This window comes from Lacticaseibacillus huelsenbergensis (assembly GCF_029726355.1).
Lineage (GTDB): Bacteria > Bacillota > Bacilli > Lactobacillales > Lactobacillaceae > Lacticaseibacillus > Lacticaseibacillus casei.
The window spans coordinates 2,088,761-2,105,647 of record NZ_CP120687.1 but is presented as its reverse complement, the minus strand read 5'-3'; the positions used below and the strand labels follow the sequence as shown (position 1 = coordinate 2,105,647).

Genomic DNA, 16,887 nt, shown 5'->3' with positions numbered 1-16,887 from the left:
CATTATGCTATTCTATTTATATTAGGCATTTTCTTAGCGCATTCGTTACAGTCGATTGTGCTTATTTTGGGAGGTTTGTTTTGGCACAACGTCGTTCACTACCACTTTATCTATCAGGATCTGCATTAATCATTTTCATCACCTTACTAGTCGGCATTGTTAACAACGCAAACTGGATTCATACGGTCGATCAGCGCGTTATCGCCTTTGTGACCCAATTTCACGCAGCAACGCTTAAACCGCTGCTTCTCGTCATTACCGAATTAGGAAACCCCAGCATTTTAATTGTTTTAACCATGGTCTTGGCGGCAGGGCTTTTAATTTGCCGTTATCGGAGTGCAGCCGTGTTTACAGCCAGCGTTGGCGCCATCATGGGGGTGCTCAATGTCAGCATCAAATATCTGATCCAACGGCCGCGGTCGTTCATCGCCGATCCGCAAATTCGCGCCTTAGTCAAAGCCAGCGGATTCAGTTTCCCCAGCGGGCATTCCAGTGGCACCATGATGTTTTATGGCACGATTATTCTTTTGGCATGGACATTGCTCAAACATCCGACTGGCAAATGGCTGATCACGATCCTGGCAGTCTTGATGATCGGCTTGACCGGCTATTCACGCATCTTTGTCCGTGTCCACTATCCGACCGATGTCTTTGCCGGCTTTTCGTTGGGATTCGCCTTGTTAATGCTGAGTTGGTGGTTTTTCAATCCCTACTTATCTCGCCAGCATCAACGTAAGCAAAAAGCAGATCGCTGAGAGAAAACTCGCCATCTGCTTTTTTAATGCCTTGAGTTGACTATTGTGCGTGCATCACTGCACCACATACATTGTCATTAACTATTTATGTGCCTGCACATCCTGCACGTCTTGCTGGATCAGCTCTTGTTGCACGGCTTTTTGAGCCTGCTTCATTAGCGTGGTCTGATCCGTCGCCAACTTCGGATCGGCTTTGACCAATTCTGCTGCTTTGGCTTTCACCTTTGTCGCCAAGGCGGCTTTTTGCTGCGCAGTTGGGTGCTGCAACGCTTTTAACTTGGTGCTCAGCTGCTTGGCCTGCGTCGTGGTCAAAACGAACCAGCTTTTGGGAATGGCGAGCTGGTTATGCTGAGAGACGAACTGGTCGGCACCTTCATGATTGAATAGTGCACCATAAAAGCCATTTTGATATTCCCACCGTGTCGTCTTACTGGTTAACGAAGCGGACGTATCAGACGTTCTGGAAACTTTATTATGCACGGCTAGGTCGGCTTTGGTATGCACGGCCTTTTTCTTAGGATCCGTTTTGTAAATATAAACGGCGTGTTTGCCGGCAGTCCCCACGGTTTGCTTCAAAAGCATCGGCATTTGCGCATTAGGCGATGCAGTATAAATAGTCTGCTCGTCGGTCGTTGTTCGCTTAACCATCCCAAAATGGGCATTATCATTCAGCGTGATAAGCAACAAACTGCCCACGACGCCGATACCAAACACAATGATCAATGCGGTGCGTTTAAGCGAACGGTGCATCATGATGAAACTAAGATAAAGGCCAACGACCATCAACCCTAAAAACCAAAGAATCATGCCTTCACCTTCTTTTCATCTTTAATCGTCACTTCTTGCGACATGGCGTGACTATTCAGGAAGAATGTCAGAATCCAGCCGACAAGACTAAACCCGACTGCCAGTAAAAAGGCCGCGTGATAACCGTTGAGTGTAGCATTGAAAAAGTCTTGCTTATACTGCAGCGGATTACTTTTTACCAGGCTGGCTGCCGGTTTAGTGAGATTGGTGACGTTTGACAGGACTGAGATCAAAACCGCCGTCGTCATCGAAGTCGCAACCTGTCGTACTGTGTTGTTCACCGCCGTGCCATGGCGAATCATGTCAGGCGTCAACGCATTCATCCCATTGGTCGTCAATGGCATCATGACCATTGAAATCCCAAACATCCGTACCGCATAAATCACTGTAATGAAGATTGACGGGGTGTTTGTCGTCAAGAAGAAATATGGCAGTGTCGCAATCGTGAGGAGAAAAAGCCCCAATTGCGCCAACCGTTTGGCACCGATACGGTTGAACACTTGGCCAGTGACCGGGCTCATGACCGCAATCAAAAGTGCCCCCGGCAGCAGTGTCAAGCCAGATTCTAGCGCACTTTTACCGTGAATAATCTGTAAATATAGTGGGAGAATCATTTCAACACCGACCATCGCCATGTTGGCAATCGTCCCCAAAACAGTTGACAGCGCAAAGATTTTACTCTTAAACACCCGCAGCTCGACAAAGGGCTCTTTTAAATGCAGCTGCCGATAGCCAAAAATCACGATGAAAATCAGCCCCACGGCAATTGAACCAAGCACCATCGGATCACCCCAGCCATCGTTCCCGACTTCGGAGAATCCGTATAGCAAGGCACCAAAGCCAATGGACGATTCAATCAGTGACGGCACGTCCAATTTGGGATTCGACAGCGGCAAAACGTTTTTGAAGAAGAACAACGCCGCGATGATGACCAAACCGGCAATCGGGAGAATCATCCCGAACAAGACCCGCCAGCCGAAATTATCAATGATATATCCGGAAAGGGTCGGTCCAATCGCTGGCGCAACCCCGATCGCGATGCCGGCCATCCCCATGGCGGCGCCACGTCGGTTTGGCGGAAAAATCGACATCATAATATTTTGTAATAATGGCATCGTGATCCCAACACCGACAGCCTGAATCAACCGGCCGGCCAATAAAATCGCAAAACTATTGGCAACAAAAGCGACCAGTGTGCCAACAAAGAAAGTTCCCATGGCACTCATATATAACCATTTGGAAGGCACCTTCGCGCTCAAGTATGCCGAAACCGGGATCATAATCCCATTGACCAACATAAAGCCAGTCGACAACCACTGCACCGTTGCGGTCGAAATGTCGAAGGCTTTCATCAACGTCGGAAACGCAGTGGAAAGGATCGTCTGGTTCAGTACTGTAATAAACGTCCCGACAATGAGCGTGATGACCATCATAGGGACGTTAACCTGCTTCCCGTTGATATCTTTAACGTCCATAACTTCGCCTGATTTCTTTATAATGTTTTGTGTTTTCTATATCACACAATGTAATATTGACAAGATAAAATATTACAATTAAACTGATTAGTTGTCAAGGCAAAGGAGGCAGACCAGACCATGGGACTCTTCAATGAACGATTACGCTCACTCGATATTTCGCTAGGTATCGGCGAAACCAGCCGGGTTACCGGGGCCACCCCGACCCAAATCCGCTATTGGGAAAAAAAGCATCTGATCCACTCACTGCGACACGAAGCAAATGGCAACAAGCGTTATTCGCTTTCTAATATCGCGTTGATCGTCATGATCAAATCCATGCTGGATGAAGGCTACACCTTAGCCAAGGCCAGTGAAGAAATCGAAAAGTCACACCAAAAAGCCGATAAGCTACACGTCCTCATGAGCACCCGTTTGCAAGGCATTCAGTATGACGACGATCAAACTTTTTTAAATTTCGGCCCGCTGGAAAATGACCCTGGTTTTGATGTCGTTGCCGTGGTTCAGGAAAATACTGCTAAGCTGTATAAAAAAGCCATCCAACCACCTATGCCACCGCATCAAGGCTCGCTTCCCGAAAATAAAGATGCTACAGGTAGGTCAACTTTATAAGTCCGCGATGGCAAAACTAGCATCAGCAACCATTTTCAGGCAAAAACGATCCTCGAGAGCAACGCAAAATTTGCTTGCTATCGAGGATCGTTTTTTTGCCCTGTCATAAAGCGCAGGATGGCTTTTACCATCTCACAAGCTAAAAGACCCTTTTACCAACAATTCAAGCTTCCTCGTCAGTTTCCTGAGTTGCTTCTTTTGACAGAACCTTTTTTGCTTCGAAGTGGTTCGCAATAAGAGCCAGCGCAACGATCACTATGGAGAAGAAATAGATGTTGTGGAGTCCTTCATAGAGAATCTGACGAAGTGTCGGCAAAACAGCCGCTGGTAAATTCCGAGCCGTGTGCGGATTGATGAGTTCATTAAGCATGTTGCTATTTAAGCGGCCATCAGCGGCAACACCTTGTGTCAGCCGCAAGTTGAGAACAATGCCATAAATCGAGACCATCAGCGTTTGCCCCAACGTCCGCGATAACGTGTTAAAGCTCGTTGCGACCCCTACCTGATCAGGCGCAACAATGGCCTGAGCCGTCACAGTCGTAATCGTAATCACCAAGCCAAAACCAAAGCCAAGACCGCCAGCCACCAGCAAGAAGACAAAATAAGGCGTTGACTGCGGTACAAGCGCCAAAATGAGACTACCGCCAAGCAACCAAAGCATGGCACCGGTCAGGATCGGCTTAGGCTGGAGGCGACCGAGCAACTTACCAGCAACGAAGGAACCGACGACCCACATCAACGAACTCGGGGTAACGGCAAATCCACCGAGCGAGGCGTCCATCCCGAGAATACCCTGAATCCACATCGGCATATAGACTTCAAAACCAATCACGAATCCTGAAATCAGCGCTGCAATCAAATTGTGAACGACAAACGTCCGGTTCTCGAATAACTTAAGATCGATGATCGGATCAATCGCATGCTTTTCCGCTTGCCAGAATTGCCAAAAGCCAAAAGCTGCCACAATGGCCATGCCGGCAATTTGCCAAAGTGCGTTTGGTTCTGCAAGGGCTTGAAATCCGTACATCAACGCCAGCAACGCAATCAGTAACCAGGCGGTCCCGCGAACATCCAGCGGCTGCCGCACCTGCCGTCGATCTTCTTGCAAAAAGAACCAAACAATGCCGAACGTCAGCAAGCCCAGTGGCACATTGATGAAGAAAATCCAATGCCAACTCAACTGGTCGACAATAAACCCGCCAAGCAGCGGGGCAATCACCGAGGCAATCCCCCACATTGACCCGTTAAAGCCCAGCATTTTGGCCCGCTTTTCAAATGGATAAATATCCGCAATGATCGTGAACGTCACCGGCATAATGGCCCCGGCCCCAATGCCCTGGATCGCCCGGAAGATGATCAACATGATCATTGACTGCGATAAGCCGGATAATAACGAGCCAATGACAAAAATAGTCAGACCAATTAAGAAGACCGGTTTACGGCCGATTTTGTCACTTAATTTGCCATAAATCGGCGTCGCCATGGCGTTGGTCAACAGGAAAATCGAAAAGACCCAGTTCATGAGATGCACACCATGCAGGCTGCCGATAATCGTTGGCATTGCGGTCGAGACGATCGTGCCTTCAATGGCGGTCATAAAAGTGCCGATGAAGATGGCCGTGGTGACAAGTGCAACATTTGTTTTTCTTTGCTTCATAACTACCTCTCTAAAGTGGTGATGCGATGTTGATGGTCGAGCAGCAGCGGTGAAGTGTGGGAGACGTTTGCTAGCGTGGAAGTCTGTAGGTTAAAGAATCGGCCCCTTACTTTCGCTCTTCATAACGCGTTCGCAGTCGCAGAAATCTACGTGTAAGGACCTCAAGCCTAAATGGCCAAAGCCCAGCCCCGCACTTTCGCTCTCCATAACGCGTTCGCCAGCCCAGAAACCTGCGTGTAAGGACCTTGGTCGCAATGGTCAAAGACCGACCATCACGCCCAAGGCCACTTACACTCCGGTTTCTAACCGGGCTGGCTCACGCTCACACAAAAAGACGACCCAACCGGTTTTTTCCGGCTATGGCCGCCTCTTTTCTCGCTAATCTCGGTACTTGAGAAGTGCTTGCACCTTGTCGAGGTGTTCCCAAGGAAGATCAACATCTGTACGTCCAAAATGACCATAAGCCGCCGTTTGTTCGTAAATCGGCCGCTTGAGGTCTAGCATTTTAATAATTCCGGCGGGCCGTAAGTCAAAGTTCTCACGGATCGCCTGTTCAATCAGTTGTTCGGAAATGGCGTTGGTGCCAAAGGTATTGACGGATACCGATACGGGCTTGGCAACGCCGATCGCGTAAGCCAGTTGGACTTCAACGCGCTTGGCTAAACCAGCTGCTACAATGTTCTTAGCAATATAGCGAGCGGCATAACTGGCGGAGCGATCAACCTTAGTCGCATCTTTACCGGAAAAGGCACCGCCGCCATGTCGGGCAAAGCCGCCATAGGTATCGACAATAATCTTGCGCCCGGTCAAACCGGAGTCGGCTTGGGGACCACCTAAGACAAACCGGCCAGTCGGATTGACATAGATTTTCGTATCATCATCCATCATGTCAGCCGGAATGATTTTGCGAATAATTTTGGCTTCCACATCACGCCGAATTTCTTCAAGGGTGACGTCAGGGTCATGTTGAACGGACACGACCACCGAATCAACGCGAATCGGTTGTTCGTTGTCATCATATTCGACCGTGACTTGCGCCTTCGCATCCGGGCGTAAATAACTGATTTCACCATTATGGCGCAACTTATCGGTCCGCCGCATTAACGCATGGGCTAACGAAATTGGCAAAGGCATATAAGTATCGGTTTCATCAATCGCAAACCCAAACATCATCCCTTGATCACCGGCACCGATCTTGTCTAAAGGATCGGTATCCGATTCACGGGCTTCAAGGCTTTCATCCACACCTTGAGCAATGTCAGGGCTTTGCTCGTCCAGTGCCACTAAAACACCGACACTGTCAGGATCAAAACCGGATTCTTTCGTATACCCGATTTTCTTGATTGTGCCGCGGACAACGGATTGAATGTCGACATAGGCATTCGTCGAAATCTCGCCAACAACCAAAACTAAGCCAGTCGTCACGGTTGTTTCACACGCAACCCGGGAATCGGGATCTTTTTCTAGCATCGCATCTAGGATAGCATCGCTAATCTGGTCAGCAATTTTATCCGGATGCCCTTCTGAAACAGATTCAGAAGTAAATAAATGGCGTTCTTGCATCGTTTGTTTCCCCCTCATGATTTTCGGTTACAAGGCATGTTCGCTAACGGATAACGAACCCCATCGGGAATGTTTTGCAACTATAGTAGCATAACATAATTTTTGTAAAATTTCCGAAAATCTTTGTCTATGCCACTAGGGTTTTGTAAAATGAAATTGTTACGGAAAGGACATTCATATTGAAAAAGTTCAATCAAAATGCCTATGCAGCAGCTTTTATTGGCCAGGTACTTGCTTACCCATTCTTAATTGCCACCGGATTGCAAATCAGTTGGAACTTCCAGCTGATCGCACTTTTACTTATGACACTCTGTCTCGCCGGCACGGGGCTTGTGAAACGTTACGACCTGATGCTGCTGTTAGCTGCCATCATGGGCATTCTCGGTGCCATCAATCAATGGCTATTGCTGCCGCTAATTGTGGTGCAACTCGTGATCACGTTACTTTTACGAACTCAGAAAATGCCCTCCCAATGGATGAATACCGTGATCTTCGGCCAAGCACTTTTAGCGCAGGTCATCATCATATATGCCTGCCTACACTTCTTCAATCGGACGATGTTATTGGATTTAGCGCTTCTTTATTTACCTGCGCTCATTGGATTGTGGGCCGTCCACCTGCCAAAATGGGCTGACTTAATCCTGCTACTGGTCGTCGGGGCTATCGGTTATTTCCAACAGCGCATGAACCTAATTGCGATTGCTGGTATGTTGGTTGTAGCGCTCGCCATCAGCAGTCGTCGATCCTTTAAGTTACCGGCTTACAGCTATCAATTCAGTCCTCTTGTATTGGCGTTACTGCTTTACTTAACGCGGTTGCATGGGTAGTAGCACTTCGGTTGTCCATCTCTAAATATGTCAACTTATTCAAGCCCGCGACGGTGGTTGTTGCGGGCTTTTGTGTCGAAATTCAGCCTAAATTTACGCTTTCCCCAGTTAAAATACTGGGCATCAATTTGTTTTTCTATAGTACGCTCCCAGTCGCAGAAAAAGCGTCAGCTCCTTTTTCGGGAGGCTGACGCTTAACTTAATTGAATGCTGCAGGCATTTTTTAGATTAACAACTGATATTGATTCAGCAAATCCTTGTTGGCATTAGCCCATAGCTTTTGATTAGTTCAAGCCGTATGCCAGCGTCCATGTCAGACTTGCTTCATAGATACCGTTTTGAACAACTGCGGTCTTAGGTAGCACCAGCTTGATATTTTTCTTGTCCCAAGCAAAGACGTTCGCGCCTTCACCTTGTTCAGGTGCGGCATAGGCAACTTGATGACTTGTATCGTTTGTGCCCAGATTCAACGTTGTGGTCTTGGCAATGTCAGCCACCGGTGTCAGCGGGCCTACAGGGGTGAAGCCGTCATCCTGCACTTCGTTGGTCAAGGCATAGACGCTGCCGGTTTGGCCATAAGCCGTGTTGGTGAAGGTCAAAGTTGCATCATCAATGGTTTTACCGGTGTCCCCACCGTTATCGTTTTTCAGTGTCAACGGAGAATCAGCTTTGACATTAAGCGTCCAGGAACCGGCCTTGCTGTCAGTTTTACCACTTGCATCCAGCTTATTTTCTGCATCGGTCCGCGTGGTTTGCTTGTCAACAACGGTGGTCCAAACTTTTCCTTTAACGGCAGACAGAGCCTTATCATCGGTGTTTAAAATCGCGGTGAGGTTTGTGTCGCCACTCTTGTAGTTAGGATACCGGTTGTTCGTTGCATTTCCGGCGTTGATCCCGTCGGCAGTGAAGACCGGATATTCAGAAACAAATGATTCGTGATTCCCGAAGTCAAGAATCTTTGGCACCATCTGTAGTCGCAGATAACCCGTGTTCCCAGATGGTGCCGTTTGCCCAAAGGAAATCCCTGCAGTTGTTTTACCTTCCTGCGGTAACGCCTGGCCACCGTTAACATTCGCGTTACCGTCAACCGTTGCTGCTTGAACCGCAGCCGGTGTTGCAATCGCCAGTCCCGAAAGAAGCAGCGCCCCAGTAGCAAGTGCACTGGTCATTTTTGTCACTTTAAACATGAAAACCCTCCTTAGTTATTCAATCCCATCATCGTTGCGAACGCCTTAGTGAATGCGTGATGATGAGATAAAATCATCCAAAACCTGTGTCCCCCAGCTAAATCAGCTAAAATAGATTAACTGTTTTCCACGTATTGAAATCGTTGTAAGTCTTAATCGTTAAACTCAGACAAATCACAAAAGCAATCAATAAGATGATCGTCAAGCCGATTAAGAACCATTTGACACGACGATACGAAAAACGCGTGATCAATGCCTGCACCTGCATCACCTCCTTTGTTGCATGTTACGATCAGATCTCAGCCGATTTTTTGGCTTTACGGTGTTGACGCCAGCGGAAAAGGACAAAACCGATGATGCCCAACACCACGATGACGATCGCAACCTTCAGCAAATTCCATTTTTGTTGCGCCAGGCGAAATGCGATGCGCGAGCCGGCGATTAGTTTGCCATCACCGGTAATGCGCACATACTGGGTGATGGTCTTTAAATGGCGTCCCTGTTTAATTTCCGCAACCAGTCGATATTGACCGGATACAGGTTTTTGCCCTTGAATATCGTGCGTCATCACAAACTGAGTCTGAGGCGCGATCCGTGACAACGGCTGCTGCATTTTAAGCGAGAAAAAGCGACTGGAGGCATTGGTCAGTTGCACGGATGCCGTTGCATCTTTTAAAAAATGGCGCTCTGGATTCAGAAACTGGTAGCGCAACTGAAATCCGGATGACCTTTTGACTAAACTCGTCTGCTTTAGGCGCAGCGCCTTTAGACTTTGGGAATCACGTCCTTGATGCAAAACCAGCCCGATGGTGTACGCAATGCGCTGACGAACGTTGGCCGTGTCGGTAGGTGTCAGTGCGATTAGATGAATAGCAGACAGGTAAGTGCCTTTTGGCCGGGCCTTACTCGCTTTTAGGACAACCGGTACATCCTTTGTCTCACCCGGTGCAAGTGTGATCTGCGCTGGCGTTTTGACTAGGTCACTGCCAGCAATGGTTAAATACTGCCGATTCACTTGTTTGGGTTTGACATACTGCACAACCCCGTTAGTTCCGGTTTGGGCGTCGAGAATCGATACCCCGACAGTTAAAGCTTTTGCACTGGCGTTATAGGCTTGTACGGTAATCGTCCGATCTTCGATTTTCGGCAATTGAAGCTCATAGTATCCTGCCGCTTTTTTAACCTGATTATCGTTGGGAATAACAGGCGCCACCATAAGCGTCTGTTGAGGGGTATTGACAGCTGCAACCGCTGTTTTTATCTGATAACCGCTAAATAACAAACACGCAAGTAACATCGCAATGAATGCCAATTGCTGGCAGCGTAATCGCCTTTTCATGACTTTGGCCTCAGTTTAAGCACCCATAACAGCGCCCCTGAACTCGCTAGCAACAGCACGCCGCTGCCGATGGTGGCATAGAGCCAGTGGTTAACCGGCTTTTTTATTGCCCGTTCATTAACGGTTTTGGCCTGCGAAGTCGTCACCTTCATGGTTTTCTTAAATGTCCAATTCACTGGAAAACGATTGTAAGTACTCAGGCCCTTTATCGTTGCTTTAATGTGATAAGTCCCCGGCTTCATCTCGTCGTAACTCCAAGAGACAGGGAAAACCATTTTTGAATTTGGCGCAATCATGACGTTGCTGGCCTGGTAAGTGCGAACCTCGCCTTGATCGGCACCGATACTAACGTTGACTTTTGCCTGTGAGATCGCCATCGGTTCAACATTGCGCAGGGTCACCCCTAACGCCGGATGCTTTTGAAACAAGATCGGTTTGGTTTCGTCGTATTTAACATCCGGGAAGACCTCATAGTTCTGTCCCCGCAAAACGACACCGACTGAATAAGCATAGTTCGAACCGATCGCCGTGCTGCCTGATTTGCCTTTATCCACCCGCTCAATGAAATGCCAATCACCGTAAATCATCCCGTCATAATTGGTCTTAGGCATGGTAATCGTGGCAGTGATAACCTTCATCTGCTTAGGCGCCAGTTTAATCGTGGCACTGCCGCGGTCTAACGTTGCCACCGTTGTAAATGGATGTTTCAAGCTCGGATCCAAATCACTGGTCTTAGGCGTAAATTCAATCCCGCCACCATCTTGCGTATAGGCATTGCGCAAGTCGCTGGCCACCGTAATATTTTTATCTGAAAAATTCTGAACCCGCATTTGAATGGTATGGGTGGAATCTTTTGGATAAACCAAGTCAAAATAATTTAACTGGGTATTGGTTTGGGCATCGGGCAAAACCGGTTGCACTTCAAAATCAGTCTTTTCACTTTCGTTTTCTGCAAACACGCGTTGTGGTACGGTTCCAAAAAACACAAGCCCCAAAATAAGCAGCATGCCGTACCACGACTTTTTCCATTTCAAACCTCATTCCCCCTCGCTTGCCGCTTTAACCAAATGCGGCAGGTTGGCCAACTCGACCCTCACGGCAACATCGACAGATTCCAGGTCAACGTTGTTTTGTAGTGTGCCTGGTAACGCTTGGTGCTTGCTGGTACATGCAGACCGACACTTGTTGGGGCACTGTCAGCGTCCCCGAAATTCAATCGCCACGTGCTTGCCCCGCTATTGTCATACTGGGTGCCGGTTGCTTCGGCTTGTTCAGCATCGTCCTTGAGATAATGACCTCGCTTATCAATTGCAGCCAAGACAGTGGATTTTGTAGCTGTTGGATCCAAAGCAAAGTCATCAGGTGCTTTATAAATCAAATTGTCTTGTTGCGCCCAGGCCGGTCCGGAAACCATCGTGTGTTGCAGCCGCGGATTCAGAAAATGCAATGTGGCATTATCTAATGTATGCGACACGTGCAAATCAGGATTTTGGCTGTCAGGTTTTACCTCCGAAGTGAATTGTCCATTTTGCTGAACACTAAGTTGCCATTGGGAAACCCCGTAATAATCTTCAATCGTGACCCCAAACGGCAATTTCTGTTTGGTTTTTGCCTGATTCTCGCCAATGTAATAGGTCCGATCAACACTGTTGGTGTCAAAATCACCAAAATCCAACGACGGGTCAACCGTCAATTTCAGCATCGGTTTCTCATACCGATAAGTGATCACAGTTTCTTCCTTATTGAAAACCGGATCGACAACTGCAGCTTGATCAAACGTTGCCTGGGTAAGGTCGGAGCTGCTGGCCTGATCAATGACGGTCCAGTCCTTAATCGCTTTAGGCCGAATTGCGCTAGCATCAACGTCTGAAACTTTCTGCCCGATTTTGCCCGTGACTGTCACTTCAGGTGCGATCACTTCCGGCTTAGCCATATCGCTAGCCCGATTCACATAGCTGAAAGTAACTTTACCGGTTGTGGCCGGTAAATGAATCGTGGTCTGATTTGAGGTGATTTGATCACTCCCGGAACCGCCAACCGACGCTTGATTAAGAATCGTTTCAGCAGTATCTTGGCGGGCAATTTTGGCAGTAAACCGAATCTTAAAACTGTCGCCGTCTTTAATGGTGTAAGGGAATGGAATCGTATGATTGGTTTTAAAATTTTCTTCAGCCGCAGTGTATGGTTTAAACGCGCCGCCTGTGTCAGCGTTGGCCATCTGTAAGGAGCCATTTTGGTAAGTGTGGTTGGCGTCAAGTTGGTCTTTAATGCTACCAGTGGTGCCGCCAAGCAAATTGGTGTAAGTCAGCTCATAAGTGACCAGATCACCGTCTTTTGCGTTAGTTGATGTTTTAAAATCCGTTTCCCCAGCCGTATCGTTACGAACCGCCTTTTTCAAGACATAACTCAACGGGGGTCGGCGGGCTTCATATTGATAGGTCACGGTATACGGGACAGTGGCTGAAAACGTTCCGGCATCCTTTTGATCTGGCGTATTCGCCGTATATTTACCTGTGTACTGATACCAGTCGTCGCCTTTGTGAATCCACTCCGGCCGCCGCTTAGCCGCATCCCACTGATTTCCCGGATCGCCGGGAATCGTGAGCGGATCTTGGATTGCATTGCCTGCCGTGTCTACAAAGTTAACAGTCACCGGCTGGGCATTTTGCGGCATCTTAAGCAACGCCACTGCTTGGAAAGTCGGATGCGTACCGCTGGAACCGGTATAACCGAAAAGCACCTTGTCTGATTTGAAGTAATCCAATACGTTGTTAATTCTAAAAATGCTTCCCTCTGCCGGATTACCATCCATATAGTATTGAAGATCGCCACCCAGAATTCGCACCCCATCTTTGTAAGTTACCGATGGGGTCCATTTAACTGTAAACGGGCGAAACTTACCATTCGAAAGTTTCGTCGCATCCGTTAAGGGAACATATTGAAGATGCCCAACGTCTCTAGATGTTTTGGTGGTCAATGGGGTCTCACCCGGTCGAACGACCCCTAAATGGCCGGTCATTTTGGTATTGGGATAATCATAATCATACATATCATCAAATTGAGCCGTATCGCCGCTCCAGTAACTATCCATTTCAATAGACAGTGCATTTTGAATATAGTGGCTGATCAACTCCTGCTTCGGCGGACCGCTTCTGGACCACGGATACGCGCCTAAGCCCCCGCCCGGCGCACCATAAGCGGCAATACCTTCAGGATCATTTTGCAAAGTAAACGTCATCCCGTCTGCATCATAACCAGGCCGCGAACCAAAGTAATGAGCAGTCTCGTAGGTAAAGGCGCTGTTAAGATCAATCCGCTGTTTCTCCACATACCACCAATTTGCCAATTTTGATAATTCGCTGACCCAGTCACAATCAATGCTTGCGGATAAGTTGTACTAAAAGACGAACGGTTCTGGTTATATTCCGGCTTTGCCGTGCTCTTGAAAAAGTAATCCGGCGCCTTTAATGCAGAATCTGGAATACCCGAATCAGGTGGAATATCATCATCCGCCGCTACGGCCTTTTGAATCGGAAACAATAACATAAAAAGCATCGCAACGAAAATCCCAGCAATCGTCAGTACACGTTTCACCCACTTCACCCCCAACTTTTCAACAATTCCTAAAAGCGTTTTCTTTTATCGAATCTTACCGTACGATAACTATAACAAGACAGTTAAACATCGACAACATAATATTATGTATATTTCATAACTTATAAGTTAATATAATACCCGTTTTTATATTCTGGTTTCCCAAATAAACTATTAAGGCCATAAACTTTTATGAAAACACCGTGTTTTTAATTTTTATGTGAATATTGCAAGCTCCAAATTGCTTTTTTATTGTTTCTGACTCGTTATGTTCATTTTTTGAGTTTTAGACAAATAGTAACAGTCACCGTACTCGCCTAAATTTCAGTTATTCATAATTACTGACTGTCAGTTAAGCTTCTTGTGAGTAGTTGATTGCTAAATAAGTAATTTTATAAAACTGATCCGTTTGACGCCTTTATATGGAGGTTAGCGATACATTGTGCGAAAGCAATCAATCAAGCAGATGTCATCATGTTATAATTTATTTAATAGAAATTGACTGGAGGTGTTCCCGTGCAAAGTCAAAGTCGTGAAGGCAACCGCGTTTCACGTCGGTTCTTTGTTATCTTGTTTGTTTTTTCGTTGTTGGTTTCGTCTTTGGCATTCACGTCAAGCAAAGCTGCAACCACGAGTGCTGACAAAAGTATTCCGATGATTGGATTGAATAGCAACGATGCGACGATTACCGATATGAATGGCCATGATGTCACCAGTGAGCCTAAACTTTCCAAAGACTTCATCTACACCCTTAATTACCATTGGCGCGTGCCCGACCAAATTGTCATTGCGGCTGGCGATATGGCAAAAGTTAACTTACCGGCCACGGTCGTCATTCAAACCGATCTTAGTTTTCCAGTGAAAGATCCCAAAACAGGCGCCGTTATCGGCAAATTTTCCGCTAAAGCAGGCAGCCAAACAGCTCTTTTGACGTTCACCGACTTCTTCAGTCATTCCACTGTAGGGCGAACTGGTACTTTAACCTTTACTGCCCAAGGTACATATGATGACCATGAGCATCATCAAGTCGGCTGGTATATTGCTAAATCAGGATGGGCAGTCCTGCCACCCGCTAATGCTTCAGCAGCTGAAAAAGCTCAGTATGTCGATAGCCTTGGCCGACCTAAGATTCTGCAGTGGGAAATTACCGTCAATCCCCAAATGGTCCAAGTTAACCACCTAGTTCTCAATGACACCCTTGGCAGTGGTCAAACTTTTGACGCCACTCGAAAAATCCAAGTTGAAACTGGCAGCTATTCCCAAGGAGCGTTCCACCAAAGCGGCACCATAAATCCGAATTATCAAATCACCGGCAACCAAATTAAAATTGAACTAGGTAATATCGATCAAACCATTAAGATTGATTTATGGACAAATCCAAACCCAACCAGTTTTGCCCAAACGACAACGTGGACAAATCAAGTATCTGCTGAAGGCCAGAATCAAGGCAGCGGTTTGCCAACAAACGCAAAAGGCAAAATCGTGTGGACAGATAATGGCAGCGGTAACGGTAAAGTTGGCCAAGTCACACTAACCAAACGTGATCAAGACCAACCCAAAAAGGTGTTAACAGGCGCGGTTTTTGCACTTTACCGTGCCAATCACACCTTGGTTCACGCAAACCTAACAACCGACACCCAGGGCCAGCTAACGGTTCGTCAATTATTGGCTGGCAGCTATTACTTTGTTGAGACAAAAGCACCTAATGGCTACGAACGCAACCAAACGCCGTTACCCTTTACAATTAATATCCAACACCCGCAAGTCACCATTCAAGCAAACGACCAAGCTTCCGTGACCCCGCCACCAGTTAAACCCTCGACTTCATCCATGCCTTCTGCGTCTGCAAGCAAGCCTTCTGAATCAGGTTCAAGGCTCCCATCCACCTCATCAAAACCTTCCACACCGGTAAGTGATCCCTCTACCTCAACACCTAAGCGCCCGTCAACATCGTCAGAGCCTTCTACATCAGTAAGTGATTCCTCTGCTTCAAGACCCAAAGGCCCATCCACTTCGTCAGAACCTTCCACATCAGTAAGCAATCCTTCTGTTTCAAGACCCAAGGATCCGTCCGCGTCGTCAGAACCTTCCACATCGGTGAGTGATTCTTCTAATTCAAGTTCCAAGCTGCCATCTACCTCGTCAGAGTCCCCCACATCTGTAAGCAGTTCTTCTACCTCAAGACCCAAGTACCCGTCAACATGGTCAGAGCCTTCTACATCCATAAGTGATTCTTCTAATTCAAGTGCCGAGCTGCTATCCAAATCTAACAACCAGCCCGGAGGCACGAATCATTCTCAAAATCAGCGTCGTCTGCCGGACACTGGCGAACGCCTGAAAATCGCTGCCGCCATGTTAGGTAGCTTTCTAACATTAATTGGCGTTGTCCTGTTCGTTAAAGTTCGCAAGTAGATTGAACTAAGCGGAAAATTGCCATGATGCCATAATGAGGCTGTTATCATTGATCTTGGACTAAAGTAACGTTTAAAACGTAGCCACTTTACACAAAATTGATATAATAATCAGTAAACTAGCTGTTGCAAATACCTGAAGGATCTCGATTTGTGCACAGCTTGTGCACCGAAAGTTTAAAACAATCAAAATAGGGCAAAAAAAAAACCCGAAATGCTATCGAATCAGCATTTCGGGTTCTTTTGGAAAGTATGTAGAGACAACAAAACGGAGAGTAAGGGATTCGAACCCTTGATACAGGTAAAACCCGTATACATGGTTTCCAACCATGCTCCTTCAGCCTCTCGGACAACTCTCCATAAAAAACTCCGGTTGTCAGGCTCGAACTGACGACAACCTGATTAACAGTCAGGTGCTCTACCAACTGAGCTAAACCGGAATAAACAGCGTGGCAGCTTCCTACCCTCGCAGGCAGTTTCCCACCAACTACTCTCGGCGTGAAGAAGCTTAACTTCTGTGTTCGGCATGGGAACAGGTGTATCCTTCTTGCTATCGCCACCACACTTATGAGAACTTTGCGCTCTCAAAACTGGCTATCATTGTTGCTGGTTTGCTTTGCTGAGAATCGGCGTATTTCATCGAAACGCGTTCACCGGCGC

The 16,887-nt window shown here is 47.2% G+C and carries 14 protein-coding genes, 2 tRNA genes, 1 rRNA gene and 1 riboswitch; of the genes, 4 read left to right on the top strand and 13 right to left on the bottom strand.

The genetic code is table 11. The features are described 5' to 3' along the window. The first annotated feature begins 80 nt into the window (after positions 1–80). Complete coding sequence (locus LHUE1_RS09715; protein ID WP_277848346.1) at positions 81–755, top strand: phosphatase PAP2 family protein; 675 nt, start codon at positions 81–83, stop codon at positions 753–755. An 81-nt stretch (positions 756–836) separates the two neighbouring features. On the opposite strand, the gene LHUE1_RS09710 is transcribed toward LHUE1_RS09715, so the two are convergent. Together LHUE1_RS09710 and LHUE1_RS09705 are read right to left on the bottom strand one after the other, a co-directional pair. Next, on the bottom strand, positions 837–1,562 hold the full coding sequence (locus tag LHUE1_RS09710) for a DUF4811 domain-containing protein (RefSeq protein ID WP_277848345.1): 726 nt from the start codon (positions 1,560–1,562) through the stop codon (positions 837–839). Continuing rightward, positions 1,559–3,037 (bottom strand): MDR family MFS transporter, encoded by a 1,479-nt coding sequence (locus LHUE1_RS09705; RefSeq protein ID WP_277848344.1) that lies wholly within the window; start codon positions 3,035–3,037, stop codon positions 1,559–1,561. The genes LHUE1_RS09710 and LHUE1_RS09705 overlap by 4 nt, the downstream gene beginning before the upstream one ends. A 120-nt stretch (positions 3,038–3,157) precedes the next feature. Between LHUE1_RS09705 and LHUE1_RS09700 the strand changes: the two genes are divergently transcribed. Further along, a complete protein-coding gene (locus tag LHUE1_RS09700) occupies positions 3,158–3,649 on the top strand; it encodes a MerR family transcriptional regulator (protein WP_049169105.1) in 492 nt (163 codons plus the stop codon). Positions 3,650–3,812: 163 nt separating this feature from the next. On the opposite strand, the gene LHUE1_RS09695 is transcribed toward LHUE1_RS09700, so the two are convergent. Both LHUE1_RS09695 and metK read right to left on the bottom strand, forming a co-directional pair. Beyond that, positions 3,813–5,306, bottom strand: coding sequence for an MDR family MFS transporter (locus LHUE1_RS09695; RefSeq protein WP_049169106.1), 1,494 nt, complete (start codon positions 5,304–5,306; stop codon positions 3,813–3,815). Positions 5,307–5,684: 378 nt separating this feature from the next. Further along, positions 5,685–6,869 (bottom strand): methionine adenosyltransferase, encoded by a 1,185-nt coding sequence (gene metK / locus LHUE1_RS09690; protein ID WP_010489553.1) that lies wholly within the window; start codon positions 6,867–6,869, stop codon positions 5,685–5,687. After that, a riboswitch (SMK box riboswitch) is annotated at positions 6,867–6,954 on the bottom strand. (Overlaps the previous gene by 3 nt.) A 94-nt stretch (positions 6,955–7,048) precedes the next feature. Between metK and LHUE1_RS09685 the strand changes: the two genes are divergently transcribed. Next, positions 7,049–7,696, top strand: a complete 648-nt coding sequence (locus LHUE1_RS09685) for a hypothetical protein (protein ID WP_049169107.1) — start codon at positions 7,049–7,051, stop codon at positions 7,694–7,696. A 284-nt stretch (positions 7,697–7,980) separates the two neighbouring features. On the opposite strand, the gene LHUE1_RS09680 is transcribed toward LHUE1_RS09685, so the two are convergent. From LHUE1_RS09680 to LHUE1_RS14430, 6 genes are all read right to left on the bottom strand, one after another. Beyond that, positions 7,981–8,883, bottom strand: coding sequence for a WxL domain-containing protein (locus LHUE1_RS09680; protein WP_025012484.1), 903 nt, complete (start codon positions 8,881–8,883; stop codon positions 7,981–7,983). A gap of 106 nt (positions 8,884–8,989) precedes the next feature. Further along, complete coding sequence (locus LHUE1_RS09675) at positions 8,990–9,145, bottom strand: hypothetical protein (protein ID WP_152902711.1); 156 nt, start codon at positions 9,143–9,145, stop codon at positions 8,990–8,992. Positions 9,146–9,175: 30 nt separating this feature from the next. Further along, complete coding sequence (locus LHUE1_RS09670) at positions 9,176–10,222, bottom strand: DUF916 domain-containing protein (RefSeq protein ID WP_277848343.1); 1,047 nt, start codon at positions 10,220–10,222, stop codon at positions 9,176–9,178. Continuing rightward, a complete protein-coding gene (locus LHUE1_RS09665) occupies positions 10,219–11,229 on the bottom strand; it encodes a DUF916 and DUF3324 domain-containing protein (protein ID WP_241484798.1) in 1,011 nt (336 codons plus the stop codon). Before LHUE1_RS09665 ends, LHUE1_RS09670 begins: the two co-directional genes overlap by 4 nt. An 86-nt stretch (positions 11,230–11,315) precedes the next feature. Beyond that, on the bottom strand, positions 11,316–13,460 hold the full coding sequence (locus LHUE1_RS09660) for a WxL domain-containing protein (RefSeq protein ID WP_449273587.1): 2,145 nt from the start codon (positions 13,458–13,460) through the stop codon (positions 11,316–11,318). Further along, positions 13,457–13,816, bottom strand: coding sequence for a hypothetical protein (locus LHUE1_RS14430; RefSeq protein ID WP_277848342.1), 360 nt, complete (start codon positions 13,814–13,816; stop codon positions 13,457–13,459). Before LHUE1_RS14430 ends, LHUE1_RS09660 begins: the two co-directional genes overlap by 4 nt. A gap of 516 nt (positions 13,817–14,332) precedes the next feature. Between LHUE1_RS14430 and LHUE1_RS09650 the strand changes: the two genes are divergently transcribed. Next, the gene (locus tag LHUE1_RS09650; protein ID WP_279280244.1) at positions 14,333–16,228 is read left to right on the top strand and encodes a SpaA isopeptide-forming pilin-related protein; all 1,896 of its coding nucleotides are present in this window, start codon (positions 14,333–14,335) and stop codon (positions 16,226–16,228) included. Between the two features lie 268 nt (positions 16,229–16,496). On the opposite strand, the gene LHUE1_RS09645 is transcribed toward LHUE1_RS09650, so the two are convergent. From LHUE1_RS09645 to rrf, 3 genes are all read right to left on the bottom strand, one after another. After that, positions 16,497–16,586: transfer RNA gene (locus LHUE1_RS09645), tRNA-Ser, on the bottom strand. An 8-nt stretch (positions 16,587–16,594) separates the two neighbouring features. Continuing rightward, positions 16,595–16,667, bottom strand: a tRNA-Asn gene (locus LHUE1_RS09640). Positions 16,668–16,674: 7 nt separating this feature from the next. Continuing rightward, positions 16,675–16,791: ribosomal RNA gene (gene rrf, locus LHUE1_RS09635) — 5S ribosomal RNA — on the bottom strand. Positions 16,792–16,887: the final 96 nt, after the last annotated feature.

Bases quoted from the DNA above. Each gene is read 5' to 3' on its own strand.
- LHUE1_RS09710 (WP_277848345.1), bottom strand. From the start codon at position 1,562: ATGATTCTTTGGTTTTTAGGGTTGATGGTCGTTGGCCTTTATCTTAGT.
- LHUE1_RS09705 (WP_277848344.1), bottom strand. From the start codon at position 3,037: ATGGACGTTAAAGATATCAACGGGAAGCAGGTTAACGTCCCTATGATG.
- LHUE1_RS09700 (WP_049169105.1), top strand. From the start codon at position 3,158: ATGGGACTCTTCAATGAACGATTACGCTCACTCGATATTTCGCTAGGT.
- LHUE1_RS09695 (WP_049169106.1), bottom strand. From the start codon at position 5,306: ATGAAGCAAAGAAAAACAAATGTTGCACTTGTCACCACGGCCATCTTC.
- metK (WP_010489553.1), bottom strand. From the start codon at position 6,869: ATGCAAGAACGCCATTTATTTACTTCTGAATCTGTTTCAGAAGGGCAT.
- LHUE1_RS09680 (WP_025012484.1), bottom strand. From the start codon at position 8,883: ATGTTTAAAGTGACAAAAATGACCAGTGCACTTGCTACTGGGGCGCTG.
- LHUE1_RS09670 (WP_277848343.1), bottom strand. From the start codon at position 10,222: ATGAAAAGGCGATTACGCTGCCAGCAATTGGCATTCATTGCGATGTTA.
- LHUE1_RS09665 (WP_241484798.1), bottom strand. From the start codon at position 11,229: ATGCTGCTTATTTTGGGGCTTGTGTTTTTTGGAACCGTACCACAACGC.
- LHUE1_RS09660 (WP_449273587.1), bottom strand. From the start codon at position 13,460: ATGACGTTTACTTTGCAAAATGATCCTGAAGGTATTGCCGCTTATGGT.